Here is a 16,754-nt window from a genome sequence, read left to right as displayed (position 1 = left end):
GGGTGGACTTCCGACATCCGCCAAACTCATCGCCCGGCCCGTGGTGCCGCACGATCAGGTCGGGCTCTCTATCACTGTCGAGCCGAGCGGACACTGGCCAGCTCCGCCTCGCGCCGCTGTCGCCGCACCGCCGCCGCGAGACCCGCGGCGGTGACACCCGCCACCGAGAGCAGCGCGGTGAAACCGCGGCGGGTGCCGAACAGCCCGTCGTACACGCTCAGCACGAGGCACAGGGCGACGGCGATCACCCCTATGGCGACCGTGCGCCGCCATCCACCGGTGAGACCCGCGAAGGCCGGTCCCAGGGACACCAGTGGCAGGAGCCCCACTCCAGGCCCCGTGGTGAGGTCCACCGCGGCCACCACCGCCATGACCCCGAACGGCAGGAGAGACAGGAGAAGAGAGTCCTTCGGACCACTTTCCTGAGCCAATGAACCCTCCCGAGGGCGTCGCGTCGGCCTGTGCCGCTGCCACCGGGGCAGGGCACAGGCCAGGACAGGCCCTTTGACCCTGAGCAACGGGGGTGGTTGTGCGGGTCACATCCCGGACACGACGCGATCGACGCCGGCCCGGGGGCGATCGAGCGGCCCGGCGGGCGGAAAGGGGCGGTGGGGCAGCCGTCGCTGCAACCTGACACCGGCCCAGCCCGCTCCCGCCACGGCCGGCAGCACGGCGATACGCAGCCAGTGCCGATCCGTCAGCGCGTCCCCGGCGAGCGCGACGAACCAGGCCAGCGCGATTCCGGCCACGGCCACGGCGGTGCGCCGTGTGCCGACGGTGCCGGCGCGGACTCCGTCTCCCCCGTGAGCCCGGCCGCCGGCCCCGCCGATCCGCACCGCCAGCCGGTGCCCGGCCACGACGAGGAGCGTCAGGCCGGACCGGACCGCCGGACGCTCCGGCGCGCCCCGCAGGAACTCAGCCACAGCGCTTCCCCCGTCTCGGTGCCGGGCACATCGTGACACCGGGACAACGCGCCGCGCATTGCCGGATCCCGGCAATCTTTACGCGTTCCTGATGGCTTGGTGACACCGAAACCGAACGGCGGAACGGCGCCTACAACGGGATCCCCGGCCAGCCGAGCAGCCGCGCCCCCATGGCGGCCGTCTCCAAGGTGAAGCGCTGCAACGCGTCGCCCGGGTCGTAACCCGTCAGGGCCTTGATGCGCTCCAGCCGGTAGGAGAGTGTGCGGACCCCGATGTTCAGCCGCCGTGCCGCCTCGGCGTTGACGTACCCGGCCGCCGCGCACGCGGTGAGCGTCTCCAGGAGCGGCCCGGCCCCGCCACGGGTCCGCGTGAGCGGGCCGAGCACCGTGCGCACCAGGTCGGCCATGGCCGCCCGGTCGCGCAGGAGCACCGGAAAGACCAGCAGGTCGGCGGCGCGCAGAACAGGGCCGGGCAGCTCCAGACGGTCGGCGAGCTCCAGGGCGCTCAGGGCTTCCTCGTAACTGCGCACCACGCCACCGGCCCCCGGATGATCACGGCCGACGGCCACCGTCCGCGCTCCCACGTGCCCACTGCCGGGATCGTGCACCCAGCTCGCGAAGGCATCCAGGATCGCGTACCCAGGCTCGCCGCCGACCGCGATGCACACCAGCCGCCCCTCCTTCGTGGTCAGCAGCACATCGTGCTCCCCGAACCGGGCGATCAGCTCGCGCTCGACCCGCCGCGCCATCGGATGCACGACGTCGTACGACTCCTCACCCTCGGCGACCGCCACCGCGTGGCTCCGCGCCAGCCGCAGCCCGAACCGCTCCGCCCGCTCGGCCAGCCGCCCCAAGTCACTGCGCCCGTAGAGCAGGTCGTCCACGAACTCACGGCGCGCCGCCTCCTCCTGCCGCACCGCCAGGCGCTGTGCCCGCTCATGCCCCTCGCCGAGAGCGGCGACGGCGGTGTCCACGGCGCCGAGCAGCGCGTCAGCGGTACGGGCCGACAGCGACGCGCCGGACGCCCGGACGGCGCCGGGCAGCGCCCCCCACAGCCTGCGGGTCTCGCCCAGGTACAGCCCGATGAGCGGCCCGAGCCCGTATCCGGCCTCGGCCGCCCGCTCCCCCAGATCTCGCAGTTCGTCCAGTTCGGGACGGAGCAGCAGTCGGCCGGTCTCGGCGACGTCGGTGAGCATCCGCTCGTACCCGCCGAGGAAGTCATCAGGTATCCGGGGTTGTCTCATCGGGTCCGCTCCCTGTGATCGTCGTAGCGTCAGCTCAAGGCGAAGTACCGCAGCCACAGGTAGCCGGCGGACAGCACCACCGTGACGGCGGTGACGATCAGGCCGTACCGGGTGAACTGCCAGAAGGAGATGGGCTGGCGGTTGCGTTCGGCGATGCCCAGGACGACCACGTTGGCGGAGGCGCCGATGGCGGTGGCGTTGCCGCCCAGGTCGGCGCCCAGCGCCAGGGCCCACCACAGCACGTGGACACCGTCGCCGCCGCCGAAGCCGTGGGCCAGGTCGGCGGTGATGGGGGCCATGGTGGCGACGTAGGGAATGTTGTCGACGACCCCCGACAGCACGGCCGAGCCGAACAGCAGCAGCATCACCGCGCCGAGTTCGCTGCCGCCGGTGGCGTCCGCCAGCGCGCGGGAGATCTCCCCGATGACACCGGTCTCGATGAGCGACCCGACCATGATGAACAGCCCGGCGAAGAACGCCAGGGTCGGCCACTCCACCTCCTTCAGCGCCTCACCCGTCTCCACCTTGGAGACGGCGATGAGCAGTCCGGCACCGAGCAGGGCCACCACGCTCGGCGCGTAGTGCAGCACCGGATGCGCCACGAACCCGACGACCACCAGGGCCAGGACGGCCAGGCCCTGGTACAGCAGCCGGTGATCGCGGATGGCCTCGCGCTCCTCCAGCGCCATCACCTCGGTGGCCCGGTCCTCGTCGTACACCAGCGCCTTGCGGAACATCACCCGGCACAGCAGCACCAGCACGGCGGTCAGGAGCACGGCGATCGGGGCGAGGTGGACGAGGAAGTCATTGAAGGTCAGCCCGCCCCGGCTGGCGATGATGATGTTCGGCGGGTCACCGACGAGCGTGGCGGTGCCGCCGATGTTGGACGCCATCACCTCCGCGATCAGGAAGGGCGCCGCCGGCAGCGCGAGACGTTCGCACACCAGCAGGGTGACCGGGGCGACCAGCAGGACCGTGGTGACGTTGTCCAGCAGCGCGGAGGCGGTCGCGGTGATGACTATGAGCATGGTCATCACGCGGAAGGGCTTGCCGTGGGCGCGTTTGACCGCCCAGATCGCCAGATACTCGAACAGGCCCGTCTGCCGCAGGACCCCGACGATCGCCATCATCCCCAGCAGCAGGAAGATGACGTTCCAGTCGATCCCGGAACGCTCGTCGAAGAAGGCGGCCTTGTCGTCGGTGGCACCGATGGTGAGCATGACCGCCGCCCCTCCCAGGGCGGCGGCCGTCCGGTGGACACGTTCACTGATGATCGCCACGTAGGCGACGACGAAAACGGCGATCGCCGCCCAACTGTGCCAGTCACTCATGGGGCTCCGCATATCCGAGGAGTCGATGGAGGAGCTGCGAGGCGGTGATCACCCCGAGCAGATACAGGCCCGCCTTGTCCCGCCTCGCCACCGCCACCAGCGGGCTGCGCGCCTGCGCCATCAGCGCGGCCACCTCCAGCGCGGTGTCGTCGGGATCGGCGATCGGCGGCCGGGCCGCCTTGTCGGACAGCAGGTCGCCGACCCGGCGGCCACGCAATGCCTCGCACAGCCGGTCTGCGTGTTTCTCGTCGATGACCGCCGCAAGTGCGGGGTCCTCGATCACATAGCCCGGGACGAGTGCCTTGATCACCTGGGAGGCGGGCAGGATCGCCTTCGGCTCCCCGTTACGGTCCAGCACCAGCAGCCCGGGCAGTTGGTGCTCGGCCATGAGGCGGGCCGCCTCCAGCGCGTCGTCATCGACGCGGACCGACTCGTACTCCACCGCCAGATCACGTGCGCGCATCGTCGTCCTCCTTCGCTCGGGACGCCGTCCGGACCGACCCGGCGGTCTGCTTCTCCCTGCCCCCATCGTGGCCGTCCTCGTCATCGTCGTCCGGGATGCCGACGAGGTCCTCGACCAGAACGATGGCCGGCACCACGGCCACGTAGCCCCCGGCTGACAGGTCCCCGAACAGCCGAGGCGTCAGCAGCGCGCCGAACACCAGCAGCGCCGCGAACTTGCGCAACTCCGCCACGGCCTCGCCCAACGGCTCGAACGCGCGGCCGGACTCCGGCGAGACGGAGGCGAGCACCGCGCCCGCCGTCCTTACGGCCCACGATCGCCGACGCGAAGAGCAGCGAGGTGGAGAGAATCGAGCGGGCCGCCGGCCCCGAGACCAGGACCGCGATGAGAAGCGCCACGCCGAAGACCGCGATGAGCACCATGAATACCGTCCCCGATCGGTGAAGAGAGCAATCCCCTACCGCCGACCAGGCTTCCCGGCACACCGCACGGCACTTTACATGACCCTTACGCGCTCCCTACGGAACATTGATGCCCGTCGTCCACACCGCCCGTTGCACCCCCGAGGCGGGACGCCGGAGGGTGCTGCACCGGCGGAGCCGCCCTCCTGCCATCCGTCCATCGGCTGCAACCGCGCTTCGAATCAAGCGCCGTCCTGGACGTGCGGCGGGCGGGTTCGCTCAGGTGAGGAGTTTCGCGAGCCGGGCCATCTCGGTGGGCGGGTCGATCACCGGCTGGATGAGGAGTTCGTCGATGCCGGCCTGTTCCAGGGCGGTGATGCGGGTGAGGAGGTCGTCGCGGCTGCCGACCAGGGCCAGGGAGTTCATCAACGAGGGCAGGACCAGGTCGCGGTCCTGCGGTGCGATGCGGCCGAGGTAGTTGGGGTAGAGCTTGGTGTGCCGGTCCGGTGCGGTGGAGGTGGTGCCGCGCCGGTCAAGGAGCCGCCGTACCGCCTCGCCTTCCTCAGGGCCGGACCCGCGTGATCTCGTACCGTCGCAGCCGGATGGCCGTGCCTGACGCAACGAAGCACCGTTGACGCAGATGACCTTCCCAAGTCGTCTGGCTGCAACGGTGCTTCAATGTGCCGTCAGTCTGCCACGCGGTGTCTCGTCAGGACCCAGCCGCCGCACCGGGTGGCGTTTCAGCTTCGGCGCGGGTCTCAGGCTGAACAGGCGCCGGTCGGTGTCAGGCCAGGTCCAGGAGTTGCTCGTAGAAGCCTCCGAAGCCCTTCTCGCGGTCGACGAAGTGGAGTTCGAGGATCCAGTGGCAGGGCCGTCCGGACCGGTCGGTGCGGCGCAGAGGGGTGTGGTTCTCGGGAGTGATGTACGACTCGGCCTTGGCTCCGTCGTTGGTCTCGTGAGGGAACTCGCCGACCAGGTGGCCGGTGTGCCAGATGCCGATCTCCCAGCCGGCCTCGGCGGCGAGCTTCTCGACCGTCTCGTACAGACGGGCCCCGGTGATCGTCTCGTCGGCCTGGAATGCGGCGCGGCCGGCGTCGAAGATACGGGGGAGGTCGGCCAGGAGGCGATGCTTGTCGGGATCCTGCCCGAAGACGTAGGTGCGCCCGAAGTCGGCCTCGTACTCCTCGAAGATCGGGCCGAAGTCGGCGAAGGCGACGTCGTCCTCGCTGATGATCCGGTCCGGAGGGTTGTCCCGGTAGGGCAGCAGTGTGTTGGGGCCGGACCGGATGATCCGCTTGTGCCAGTGCTTGGTGGTGCCGAACATCTCGTTCGCCAGGTCCCGGATGTGGTCGCTCACCTCGCGCTCCCCGCGCCCTGGAGCCACGATCCCGCGTGCCTCCACTTCGCCGAACAGCGCGATCGCCTTCTCCTGCGCGGCAACCAGCCCCGCAACCCGCTTCGTCTCCGCGTCTGCCATGCCCAGATCCCCCTTGGTCGGCATCTACCCAGATCAATGCCACTGGATGATCTCATGTACGATCCGCGCCGACAGGGCGGCCTCAGGCTGAAGTACCGGGCCATCACTCCGGGTTCAAGGCGAGCCCCTGCCACCGCATCGATCATTGTCGTGGCGTGCTGGAGCTGCGCGGCCACGACTCAGGCGCGGCGGGCTGCCCAGACGGTGCGTTCGGTGCGTACGGCGAGGTCGCCGCGGCGCAGGATGCTGTGCGGGCTGTCGGTGTCGAGTAGTTCGTCGAGTGCGGCAAGGTCTTCGGGGCTGAGCGCTGGTGCGGCGGCGCCGCGGATGCGCAGAAAGCTGCCGTGGGCATAGCGGCCGATGGCTGCGCTGCGGTCGCCTTCGATGTTCACGGTGATGGTGCGCTCGTCTTCGACGGTGAAACCGGCGGCGGACAGCATCGGTCCCCAGTCGGCGCCGCGGTGCGGAACGTGTTCGGCGTGGAAGCTGTCGGTCGCCCTGTGGCAGCGTTCTTCGAGACCGGGCCGATTCTCGGGGGCGTCGGCGGGCAGGAAGCGGGGGAAGCCGTCCAGCTCGACGACGGCGAACAGGCCGCCTGGGGCGAGCAGGTCGTGGACGCTGGTCAGGGCGCGGTCGGGGTGGGCCATGTGGTGCATCGAGGCGGAGGCCCACACCAGGTCCGGCGTCCCGAGATCGGGCCAGTCAGCGGCGTCGAGGTCGGCCTGTACGGTGCGCACGCGCTCCTCCACTCCACGGGTGCACGCCTTCTCGCGCAGGAGCTCAAGGTGCCCGACCGAGGTGTCGACGGCGGTGACGTGTGCCTCGGGGAAACGCTCGAGGAGCGCGAAGGTGCCCGCCCCCGTGCCGCAGCCCAGATCCACGATCTGGCGCGGCTCAGCCTTCAGCGGCAGCCAGTCGGTGATGAATGCGATGTGCTCGGCGAGCACCTCGGCATCGAGGTCGAGGATCTCCGCCTGGCCGCCATGATCGTGCGCCTGGTGGTGGCCGCCTTCGCCGTGCGGGGTGTGCTGGTGGATTTGGGTCATGGCAAGACCGTACGACGCTCATGCGCCAACGGCACAGCATCTTGCCGCTTACGCAAGAAGGTCGCTTCGCCCGCTGCCCATCACGCAAGATCCCGCCCGCGCCGGGCCTCCGACACCGTCACTGACAGGGACCCTGAGCGTCGCCGCAGTCGCCCGCCTCGGCGGCCTCGCGCAGGTGGCCGCGGCGGGCGTCGCGGTCGAAGATGCCCATGATCTCGCACGGCCCGCCCTCGGCGCCGATCGCGTGCGGCATCATGGTGGGGAACTCGGCGGCCTGGTTGGTCTCGATGCGGAACCTGCGGTGGCCGAGCATGAGGATGGCGGTGCCGGACAGGACCACAAGCCATTCGCGGCCGGGATGGGCACGCATGCGGGCAGGGTTGTCGGGCGGCGGTTCGGTCATCCGCTGCCGCATCACGCTCACGCCGGGGTCGCCGTTCACCGGCCAGCGCATCAGACCGTGGGTGCCATCGATCATCGGGCTGATGACGACATCGTCGGCGGCGTTCTCCACTAGCTGGTCCAGCGTGGTGTCCAGGGCGCCGGCGAGGGTGACGAGCTGGTCCAGGGCGAGGCGGCGCCGGCCGTTCTCGATGCGGCTGAGCGAGGACTGGCTGAGGTGCGCGCGGGTGGCCAGCTCTTCCAGGGACCAGCCCTGGGCGACCCGCAGGGCGCGGATGCGTTTGCGTACGAGGCCGTCCAACTGCCCATCTTCTTGCGTCATGGGCAACATGATATGCCCTTGCCGCAATGCGGGCTTAACGTCGAAGGCAGGTGGTCCGGACGGGGGGCCACGCACGACGAAAGGGCGCGAGGTGTCTGCGCAGACTTCCCGCTACGAGAGCGCCCGGCACGGCCCTCGCTGCCGCACGGAGCGAGAACACCACCGCCTGAACCCCGGCCCGTCGCTGAACCCCGGCCCGCCGCTGAACCCCGGCCGCTGCTGACCCCCGGCCCGCCGCTGAACCGCGCGGCCGCACCCAACGGTCCACGCGGTGAGCGAGTACGAGCCCTCATCTCATCCATTCGGCGACCGGCCCTGCTCCGGCGCTGATCCCGCATGCCCTTCCTGGAAGGAAGATATGAGTACGATCGAACCTCCCCGAGCGGCGGCTCCAATGAACGACGCGGGGACACCGGATGCGCGTCAGTTGCGCTCGATCCTGATCGCCGTCTCCATCGCGCTGATGGCCGTCATCGCGTCGGTGTCCGGGCTGAACGTCGCCCAGACCCACATGGCCGTGGAGTTCGGTGCCTCGCAGAACACCGTTCTGTGGATCATCAATATCTACACCCTGGCCCTGGCCGCGCTCCTGCTGCCGCTCGGCGCCATCGGTGACCGGCTGGGCCGTAAGCCCATGCTGATCACCGGACTGACCATCTTCGGTACCGCCGGCGCCGTCGCGGGCCTGGCCCCATCGGCCGAGGTGATGATCGCCGCGCGCGTGGCCGCCGGTGTGAGCGCTGCGATGATCATGCCGATCACGCTGGCCGTCATCACCAGTACGTTCCCGGAGCAGCAGCGGGGCAAGGCGATCGGCGTGTGGACCGGTGTCGCCGGGGGCGGCGGCATTCTGGGCATGTTCCTGTCCGCGCTGCTGGTCGATGTCGCCGACTGGCGCTGGCTGTTCGTGCTGCCCGTGGTCCTGGTCGTGGTAGCACTGGCGATGACGCTGAAGTCGGTGCCGAACTCCCGCGAGCACTCCGCTCATTCCTTCGACACCACAGGCGCATTGCTGTCCGCCGTCGCCGTGATCGGTCTGATCTCCGCTCTACAGGAAGGCCCCGAGCGCGGCTGGACCGCCCCGGTGACTCTGATCAGCGTGATCGTCGGTGTCATCGCCACTGTCGGATTCGTGGCCTGGGAGCTGCACCGCCAAGACGCCTCGCTGCTGGATGTTCGCCTGTTCCGTGAGCGCGACCTGGCCGGCGGCTCCATCACGCTGCTGGTCGTCTTCGGGGTCCAGGCGGGTATCGCCGTGGTCCTCTTTCCGTTCTTCCAGGCCGTCCTGGGCTGGTCCGGGCTGCTGTCCACCGTGGCGATGATGCCCATGGCCGTCATGATGATGATGACGTCCGGCCTGGCCCCCAAGATGGCCGCACGCATCGGCGCCCGCTCCACCATGACCATGGGCGTCGCCCTGGCCACCCTCGGCCTCGCGTTGATGGCTCTGTTCGTCTCCGTCGACGGCGGCTACCTCTCCATCCTGGCCGGCATGCTCGCCATGGGTGCCGGTATGGGTCTGTCGATGACGCCCTCCACCGAGGCCATCACCAGCTCGCTGCCCCGCGCCAAGCAGGGAGTCGCCTCCGCGCTCAACGACGTCACCCGCGAGTTCGGCACCGCCCTCGGTGTGGCCATGCTCGGCGCACTCCTGTCGGCCGGCTACCGCAGCGCCATCGACGACAAGCTCGACGGCATCCCCCAGGGGGCCGCGGACACCGCACGCGAAGGCATCGCCAACGCCGTCGAGGTGGCACCCAGCACCGGCACGCACTCCCAGGACCTGATCCACGCCGCGCAGCAGTCCTTCGTGGACGGCTGGCAGCAAGCCATGTGGGCAGGCGCCGCCCTGATGGGCGTGCTGCTCGTCTACATCGCTTTTCGCGGCCCGAAGGACTCAGCCTCCGCCATCACGGTCACGGAGGAGGCGGAGACAGGAGCCGTGCAGCATGGTGGTTCATCCGCCGCCGGACAGGAGGCTTAGGGGCAGGTCGTGGGAGTGGTGCCCGCGGGTCGTCCGGCAGCCATGATCGCCTCTTGCGCCGCTGGGTAGGTGTATGTTGACGGTTGCCCGCTCCATGTAAAGGCACAGGTCACGGGCCCGGGCAAGCCCCATGCCCGTCGGCCGGTGTCTTCAACAGCCGGGCCAGCTCGTGCCCGGCCTCGTCGTATCCGGCGTCGGCGATCCGTTGCAGTTCGCGCAGGTCGGCGGTCGCGGCGGCGCGGCGGGTGAGCAGGAATCCGGCGTGTGTGGATCCCTCGTCCAGCAGCCCGCTCAGTTCGCCGAGGTCGCCGGCTGCATCGGCGAGGTCGGCCAGCCGGTCCAAGGCGGTCTCATTGCCCTGATCGGCCAGCTCGCGCAGCGCACGATCTCAACGCCGACGATCCCCGCCTCGACGGCCTCGCCCGCCGGATCGCCGAGGCGACCCGGGAACGCTACGGCCCCGGCGAACTGCCCGAGCTGGACGCGGCCTCCGCGATTCCCGCCCTCATCCAGGGCACGGTCAATGCCTCGTCCCCGGCATGGCAGCGGCTCGACGTGCTCATTCGCGCACAACTGGACGTATGACTGAACGCGTGACCCGACGCGTGACCCGGCGCAGGTCAACCAGACCAGGCGTGGCGTCAATCACCTGCGGGAAGGGACGGGGGCCTGCGCAGTAGCCACTGTCCGAACGTCCGGCGCGCGGGCCGCACCACTACGCGGCCGTGGGCCTTCTGACCGACCAACTCCACGCGCAGGGTGACCGGCGCATCAGGATTCGCTGGAGTCCGACGGTATTTGACGCTGCTGTGCACCAGCCGCAGCTCATCGGTGTCGACCACGACGCCCGGCCTCGTGATCAGCTTCAGGGTCTTGCCCGTCATGGCCACGTCGATCCGCAAGGTGTCGTGCGTGATCACGGCGTCCGTGAAGTCGAGGGTCACCTTGCAGTACGTCACGGCGAGTTCCAGCCTCCGCGGCACCACCCAGTGCCCCGCGCGCTCGACCGCGCCGCTGTGGACCTGTTCGATCCGGACTACGTCCTTGACCTCAACTCCGGCCATGCCGCCGCCCGTAGCCGATACGGACGGCAGGTCGGCGGTGAGGGCGGCCAGTTCGCTCAGGGTCCGCGCCGACAGGGCGGCTTCCAGGCGCTCGTCCAACTCGTCCGCGGTCAGCAGGCCGTCCCCCGCCGCGATACGCAGCACATCCACCGCCCGGTCCCGGTCCGCATGAGAGGCCCGCAGCTCGGGCGACGAGGCGGGGCCGGAGTGCTCCCCGGCGGGCGAGATCTCTCCCGACATGCTTCCGTCCTGGTCCTGGTCCTGACGAACGTCTCCGCCGTCTCCGCCGTCTCCGCCGTCTCCGCCGTCTCCGCTCGATGGAGACAGCGGCGCGAGTGGAAGGCTAACGCTATATCGCGATACAGATCCGGGCCAAGCCCCATGTGGAGAGGGGATGGTGAGCGTCGATCACGGTGTGGCGGGGCCGTCCGAGGGCGCTTCGGCGCTCGTGTAGAGGATGTCGCGGGCCTGTTCCGTGGCGCGGGCGAGGCTTTCGGCGACGAAGTCGAGGAAGCGGGCGATGTTCTCCAGACGGACGGCGGCCGGGGTGCCGGGGCCGAGGATGCCGACGCCCTGGCGTGAGATCTCGACCTGCTGGGTGAGGGCGCGGACGCTGGCGGCCATCGACTGGTACCAGAGGTTGTGGTCGATGACGTAGCGCTCCCGGCGGCGTTCGTCGCGTTCCCTGCGGACGAGGGCCTGGCTCTCCAGGAAGGTGATCGATTTGGAGATGGACGCCGGGCTGACCTGAAGGCGCTGGACCAGTTCGGCGGCGGTCATGCTGCCGGAATCGGTGGTCAGGAGGCAGACCATCACCCGCGCCATCATCTTGTTGGACAGGCCCGATTGCATCATGACGGCGGTGAGCCGCTCTTCGTATTCGGCCACGGCCTCGGGGTCGCGTCCATGCGGCAGGGCGGCCGGCTCCGCTCCCCGGGACGAGGCGGGCTTGCGCCGGTGGGCGCGGCGTTCGGTGGCGCGGTGGGCCGGCTCCGCGCGATAGCCGGTGGGGCCGCCGTTGCGCATCACCTCACGCGTGACCGTCGAGGTCGGACGCTCCAGGCGGCGGGCGATCTCGGCATAGGGGAGGTTGTCGGCCAGCCCCAGCGCGATCTGCTGACGGTCCTTCTGGGTGAGCCTGCCGCCCGGCATCGCGCCCTCCTTCGTGTTGTCCGATGGCGTTGTCTGATGGCCCAGCATAGCGTTCACCCGCAATCCATTGCAACGTTCGGCGCATCCTCGTTGCATTATGTTTCAGGGTCATCGCAACGATTACTCGGCCCTCACCTGCATCGATGGAAATCTGATGCAACAACTTCGTTGCCAGCTCCTTGAACGCAACGTAGCTTTTCCAATGTCGGAAACAACGAGTCGCAAGGAGAGCACGATGCGCAAGTTCGAGACCCCCGCCCCGATCGCCGCCGTCCTGAACATCCCCGCGGGGCGGATCCAGATCATCGCCGCCGATCGCGCCGACACCGCGGTCGAGATCCGGCCCACCAATGCCTCGAAGAGCCGCGATGTGGAGGCGGCGGAGCAGACCACCGTCGAGTACGCCGACGGAGCCCTGCGGATCGAGTTCCCGGTGAAGAACCAGTACCTCGGCCCCTCCGGATCCATCGAGGTGACCGTCCAACTCCCCGCCGGTTCCCACATCGAGGCGAAGGCGGCCAGCACCGAATTCCGGGCCGTCGGCCGCCTCGGCGACATCGCCTTCGAGGGTGCGTACCGCCAGATCAAGATCGATGAGGCCGCGAGTGTCCGCCTCACCGCGGTCGACGGCGATGTCGAGGTCGGCCGGCTCAACGGACCCGCGGAGATCAGCACCGCGAGGGGTGACATCCGGATCGCCGAGGCCGTACGCGGCAAGGTCGTGCTGAGCACCCAGCAGGGCGACATCTCGGTCACCGCCGCCGCCGGGGTCTCGGCCTCCCTGGACGCCGGTACCTCCTACGGCCGCGTCAGCAACGGCCTCAAGAACGCGGGAACCGCCGAGCTCGACATCCACGCGACCACTTCCCGGGGCGACATCGCCGCCCGCAGCCTCTGACCCCACAACCTCTGGCCCCACAACCTCTGACCCCACAGCCTCTGCCCCGCAACCTCCGATCCGCGGCTTCCAGAAGGAGCACCTCTCATGACCAGCTTGGCCATCGCGGCGAACGGGCTGCGCAAGTCCTACGGCGACAAGGTCGTCCTCGACGGCATCGACCTGGCGGTGCCGGCAGGCACGGTCTTCTCCCTGCTCGGCCCGAACGGCGCCGGCAAGACCACCGCCGTCAAGATCCTCTCCACCCTCATCAGCGCCGACGGCGGCGACCTGCACGTCGCCGGCCACGACCTCGCCGCCGACCCGCAGGCGGTGCGGGCCGCGATCGGTGTCACCGGGCAGTTCTCGGCCGTCGACGGGCTGATCACCGGCGAGGAGAACATGCTCCTCATGGCGGATCTGCACCATCTCTCCAAGCGCGAGGGGCGGCGGGTCGCCACCGAGCTGCTGGAGCGGTTCGACCTGGTCGAGGCCGCGAAAAAGCCCGCCGCCAGCTACTCCGGTGGCATGAAGCGCCGCCTGGACATCGCCATGACGCTGGTCGGCAGCCCGCGGATCATCTTCCTCGACGAGCCGACCACCGGCCTGGATCCGCGCAGCCGCCACAACATGTGGGGCATCATCCGCGAGTTGGTCTCCGACGGCGTCACCGTCTTCCTCACCACCCAGTACCTGGACGAGGCCGATGAACTCGCCGACCGCATCGCGGTGCTGAGCGACGGCAAGATCGCCGCCGAGGGCAGCGCCGACGAGCTGAAGCGGCTCATCCCCGGCGGGCATGTCCGGCTGCGCTTCGCCGACCCGGCCGCCTACCGGTCCGCTTCCGCCGCCCTGCGCGAGGTGACACGGGACGACGAGGCGCTGTCGCTGCAACTCCCCAGCGACGGCAGCCAGCGTGAACTGCGCTCCATTCTCAACTGGCTGGACTCGGTCGGCGTCGAGGCCGACGAGCTGACCGTGCACACTCCCGACCTCGACGACGTGTTCTTCGCCCTGACCGGCCCGACCGGCTCCACCAGCTCCACCAGCTCCACCGGCCCCACCGTGCCCGCCGCCCAGAACGACCAGTCCAAGGAGACCGCCCGATGAGCGCCCTCTCTCTCGCCGTCCGCGACTCGGCCACGATGCTGCGCCGCAATCTCCTGCACGCCCGCCGCTACCCGTCGCTGACCCTGAACCTGCTGCTCACACCGGTCATGCTGCTCCTCCTCTTCGTCTACCTCTTCGGCGACACGATGAGCGCGGGCATCGCCGGCAGCGGCGCCGACCGCTCCGACTACATCGCCTATGTCGTCCCCGGCATCCTGCTGATGACCATCGGCTCCACGGTCATCGGGGCCGCGGTGTCCGTCGCCACCGACATGTCCGAGGGGATCGTCGCCCGCTTCCGCACCATGGCCATCCACCGCGGATCCGTGCTCATCGGGCATGTCATCGGCAGCGTGCTTCAGTCCATCGCCAGCGTGGTCCTCGTCGGCGCCATCGCCGTGGCCATCGGCTTCCGCTCCACGGACGCCACCGCCCTGGAGTGGCTCGCGGCGTTCGGACTGCTGGTGCTCTTCGCCCTGGCCCTCACCTGGATCGCGGTCGGGATGGGCATGGCCAGCCCGAACGCCGAAGCCGCCAGCAACAGCGCGATGCCGCTGATCCTGCTGCCGCTCATCTCCAGCGCCTTCATCCCGATCGACTCGATCCCGGGCTGGTTCCAGCCCATCGCCGAATACCAGCCGTTCACCCCGGCCATCGAGACCCTGCGCGGTCTGCTGCTGGGCACCGGAATCGGCCACAACGGGTGGCTCGCCCTCGGCTGGTCCATCGGCCTGACCGCGCTCGGCTACCGCTGGTCGACGGCGTCGTTCAAGCGCGACCCGAAGTAAGCGGCTCCCGGAAGTCCGGGCATGCCACTGGTAGGCCCGGAGATGGCCCTGCCTGCGGCCCTGTCTACCCTGATTCGGCCGATTCTTTTCGACGGTGTGTTCGGTATCGCGATCTGACCAGGAGTGCACCATGGCCATCTCCCCCGATGTGGAGCCCCGCCCGGCGGAGGCCCCCACGGGAGGCCGTCTGCGGACCTGGCTGCTCCAGGGCCTGTCCGAGATGGCCAAACAGCAGCCCGGACCGCATGCCCAGGTCCCCGAGGGGCACCGGGGGCAGCGGTGGTGGCGGGTGATGTGCCTGACCGGAGTGGACTACTTCTCCACGCTCGGCTACCAGCCCGGCATCGCCGCCCTCGCCGCCGGGCTGCTGTCCCCCATCGCCACCGTCGTGCTGGTGGCCGTGACCCTGGCCGGGGCGCTGCCGGTGTACCGGCGGGTGGCCAAGGAGAGCCCGCATGGCGAGGGGTCGATCGCGATGCTGGAGCGGCTGCTGTCGTTCTGGAAGGGCAAGCTCTTCGTTCTGACGCTGCTGGGGTTCGCGGCCACCGACTTCCTGATCACCATCACCCTCTCGGCCGCCGACGCCTCCACCCACCTGGTGGAGAACCCGCACTTCACCAGCGCGCTGCACGGCCATGAGGTGCCGATCACGCTGGGGCTGGTCGCCCTTCTCGGCGCCGTCTTCCTCAAGGGCTTCATGGAGGCCATCGGGGTGGCGGTGGTGCTCGTCGGCGGCTACCTGGCGCTGAACGCGGTCGTCGTGATCGTCGGACTGTGGCATGTGGCCACCGCGTCCCACGTGGTCACCGACTGGTCGCGGGCGCTGACCGCCGAGCACAGCAATCCGCTGGTCATGGTCGGCCTGGCGCTGGTGGTGTTCCCCAAGCTGGCGCTCGGCCTGTCCGGTTTCGAGACCGGGGTGGCCGTCATGCCGCATGTGGACGGCGGCCCCGGCGACACCGAGGAGCGTCTCACCGGACGGATCCGGGACACCCGGAAGCTGCTCACCACCGCCGCCGTGATCATGAGCGTCTTCCTGATCACCACGAGCTTCATCACCACCGTGCTCATCCCGCAGGACGAGTTCAAGGCCGGCGGCCAGGCCAACGGACGGGCCCTCGCCTATCTCGCGCACCACTACCTGGGCTCCGTCTTCGGCAGCGTCTACGACGCCGCGACCATCGGCATCCTGTGGTTCGCGGGCGCCTCGGCCATGGCCGGACTGCTCAACCTCATGCCCCGCTATCTGCCCCGCTACGGCATGGCCCCGCACTGGGCCCGGGCGGTGCGCCCCATGGTGCTCGTCTTCACCCTGATCGCCTTCCTGGTCACCTGGCTCTTCGACGCCGATGTGGACGCCCAGGGCGGTGCCTACGCCACCGGGGTGCTGGTCCTGATGACCTCCGCCGCGGTCGCCGTCACCATCGCCGCCCGCCGCGCCGGGCAGCGGGGCTGGACCATCGGCTTCGGCGTGATCTCGGTGGTCTTCGGCTACACCACGGCGGTCAACGTCGCGGAACGCCCCGACGGCGTCAAGATCGGCGCCTGTTTCATCGCCGGCATCATCGCGGTGTCCCTGCTGTCCCGGCTCGCCCGTGCCTTCGAGCTACGCGTCACCGACATGGATCTGGACGACCTGGCCGAGCGCTTCGTCCGCGACAGCGCCACCCGCCGCATACGGTTCATCGCCAACGAGCCGGACCGCCGGGACGTGGCCGAGTACCGCGACAAGACCCAGCAGATACGGGCCGACAACGACATCCCGGACGACGAGGATCTGATCTTCGTCGAGGTCACCGTCCGCGACCCGTCCGACTTCGAATCGGCGCTGCGTGTGCATGGCGAGGTGCTGCACGGCCGCTACCGCGTCCTGACCCTCGACGGCTCCTCCATCCCCAACTCGCTGGCCGCGCTGCTGCTGCACGTACGGGATGTGACCGGGTGCAGGCCGCATATCTACTTCGAGTGGACCGAGGGCAGCCCCTTCGCCCAGTTCCTGCGGTTCTTCCTGTTCGGCCAGGGAGAGGTCGCCCCCGTCACCCGGGAAGTGCTCCGCGAGGCCGAACCCGACCGGGCCCGGCGGCCCCACGTCCACGTCGGCTGAGTACCGGCCGCTGCCCTTCGGCGCGTACCGCACCCGGCCGCCGTCCCGCGCTCCCCGGCGCACCATG

Annotated in this window: 15 protein-coding genes and 3 pseudogenes; 5 read left to right on the top strand and 13 right to left on the bottom strand. The window is 69.7% G+C overall.

Annotated features, from left to right (window positions below):
* Nucleotides 1-83: 83 nt before the first annotated feature.
* The 10 genes and pseudogenes from KN815_RS06090 to KN815_RS06045 all read right to left on the bottom strand — a co-directional run.
* A pseudogene (locus KN815_RS06090) lies at nucleotides 84-371 on the bottom strand (hypothetical protein); the annotation flags it as partial.
* Between the two features lie 165 nt (nucleotides 372-536).
* Complete coding sequence (locus KN815_RS06085) at nucleotides 537-923, bottom strand: hypothetical protein (protein WP_216340713.1); 387 nt, start codon at nucleotides 921-923, stop codon at nucleotides 537-539.
* A gap of 130 nt (nucleotides 924-1,053) precedes the next feature.
* On the bottom strand, nucleotides 1,054-2,166 hold the full coding sequence (locus KN815_RS06080; protein WP_216340712.1) for a PucR family transcriptional regulator: 1,113 nt from the start codon (nucleotides 2,164-2,166) through the stop codon (nucleotides 1,054-1,056).
* 29 nt (nucleotides 2,167-2,195) lie between these two features.
* Nucleotides 2,196-3,497 carry an ArsB/NhaD family transporter gene (locus tag KN815_RS06075; RefSeq protein WP_216340711.1) on the bottom strand — a complete coding sequence of 434 codons (1,302 nt, stop codon included), beginning with the start codon at nucleotides 3,495-3,497 and terminating at the stop codon, nucleotides 2,196-2,198.
* Nucleotides 3,490-3,960: a CBS domain-containing protein gene (locus KN815_RS06070; RefSeq protein WP_216340710.1), complete on the bottom strand. Its 471-nt coding sequence runs from the start codon at nucleotides 3,958-3,960 to the stop codon at nucleotides 3,490-3,492. The genes KN815_RS06075 and KN815_RS06070 overlap by 8 nt, the downstream gene beginning before the upstream one ends.
* A 112-nt stretch (nucleotides 3,961-4,072) precedes the next feature.
* Nucleotides 4,073-4,270: pseudogene (locus KN815_RS52055) on the bottom strand (cation:proton antiporter); the annotation flags it as partial.
* Nucleotides 4,271-4,640: 370 nt separating this feature from the next.
* Nucleotides 4,641-4,931, bottom strand: a pseudogene (locus KN815_RS06060) (LLM class flavin-dependent oxidoreductase); the annotation flags it as partial.
* A gap of 214 nt (nucleotides 4,932-5,145) precedes the next feature.
* A complete protein-coding gene (locus KN815_RS06055; protein ID WP_216340709.1) occupies nucleotides 5,146-5,838 on the bottom strand; it encodes a M24 family metallopeptidase in 693 nt (230 codons plus the stop codon).
* 179 nt (nucleotides 5,839-6,017) lie between these two features.
* A complete protein-coding gene (locus tag KN815_RS06050) occupies nucleotides 6,018-6,884 on the bottom strand; it encodes a class I SAM-dependent methyltransferase (protein ID WP_216340708.1) in 867 nt (288 codons plus the stop codon).
* Nucleotides 6,885-7,002: 118 nt separating this feature from the next.
* Nucleotides 7,003-7,608, bottom strand: coding sequence for an XRE family transcriptional regulator (locus tag KN815_RS06045; RefSeq protein WP_216340707.1), 606 nt, complete (start codon nucleotides 7,606-7,608; stop codon nucleotides 7,003-7,005).
* Between the two features lie 358 nt (nucleotides 7,609-7,966).
* Between KN815_RS06045 and KN815_RS06040 the strand changes: the two genes are divergently transcribed.
* Nucleotides 7,967-9,592 carry an MFS transporter gene (locus KN815_RS06040; protein ID WP_216340706.1) on the top strand — a complete coding sequence of 542 codons (1,626 nt, stop codon included), beginning with the start codon at nucleotides 7,967-7,969 and terminating at the stop codon, nucleotides 9,590-9,592.
* Nucleotides 9,593-9,701: 109 nt separating this feature from the next.
* Here the strand turns inward: KN815_RS06040 and KN815_RS06035 are convergent, their stop codons facing one another.
* The 3 genes from KN815_RS06035 to KN815_RS51485 all read right to left on the bottom strand — a co-directional run bounded on the left by KN815_RS06035 (nucleotide 9,702) and on the right by KN815_RS51485 (nucleotide 11,808).
* On the bottom strand, nucleotides 9,702-9,935 hold the full coding sequence (locus tag KN815_RS06035) for a hypothetical protein (protein WP_253208790.1): 234 nt from the start codon (nucleotides 9,933-9,935) through the stop codon (nucleotides 9,702-9,704).
* A 298-nt stretch (nucleotides 9,936-10,233) separates the two neighbouring features.
* Nucleotides 10,234-10,896, bottom strand: a complete 663-nt coding sequence (locus tag KN815_RS06030; protein WP_216340705.1) for a DUF1707 SHOCT-like domain-containing protein — start codon at nucleotides 10,894-10,896, stop codon at nucleotides 10,234-10,236.
* 168 nt (nucleotides 10,897-11,064) lie between these two features.
* Nucleotides 11,065-11,808, bottom strand: a complete 744-nt coding sequence (locus KN815_RS51485; RefSeq protein WP_216340704.1) for a helix-turn-helix domain-containing protein — start codon at nucleotides 11,806-11,808, stop codon at nucleotides 11,065-11,067.
* A 235-nt stretch (nucleotides 11,809-12,043) separates the two neighbouring features.
* Here KN815_RS51485 and KN815_RS06020 point away from each other — a divergent pair, with 235 nt between their 5' ends.
* From KN815_RS06020 to KN815_RS06005, 4 genes are all read left to right on the top strand, one after another.
* On the top strand, nucleotides 12,044-12,706 hold the full coding sequence (locus tag KN815_RS06020) for a DUF4097 family beta strand repeat-containing protein (RefSeq protein ID WP_216340703.1): 663 nt from the start codon (nucleotides 12,044-12,046) through the stop codon (nucleotides 12,704-12,706).
* An 87-nt stretch (nucleotides 12,707-12,793) separates the two neighbouring features.
* Nucleotides 12,794-13,795, top strand: coding sequence for an ATP-binding cassette domain-containing protein (locus KN815_RS06015; RefSeq protein WP_216340702.1), 1,002 nt, complete (start codon nucleotides 12,794-12,796; stop codon nucleotides 13,793-13,795).
* Nucleotides 13,792-14,583 carry an ABC transporter permease gene (locus tag KN815_RS06010; protein ID WP_216340701.1) on the top strand — a complete coding sequence of 264 codons (792 nt, stop codon included), beginning with the start codon at nucleotides 13,792-13,794 and terminating at the stop codon, nucleotides 14,581-14,583. Before KN815_RS06015 ends, KN815_RS06010 begins: the two co-directional genes overlap by 4 nt.
* Before the next feature lie 130 nt (nucleotides 14,584-14,713).
* Nucleotides 14,714-16,687 carry an APC family permease gene (locus tag KN815_RS06005; protein WP_216340700.1) on the top strand — a complete coding sequence of 658 codons (1,974 nt, stop codon included), beginning with the start codon at nucleotides 14,714-14,716 and terminating at the stop codon, nucleotides 16,685-16,687.
* Nucleotides 16,688-16,754: the final 67 nt, after the last annotated feature.

It is taken from the genome of Streptomyces niphimycinicus (assembly GCF_018883605.1).
Lineage (GTDB): Bacteria > Actinomycetota > Actinomycetes > Streptomycetales > Streptomycetaceae > Streptomyces > Streptomyces niphimycinicus.
Note: the sequence above shows the minus strand (reverse complement) of the source record. Positions and strands in the feature narration are given on the sequence as shown.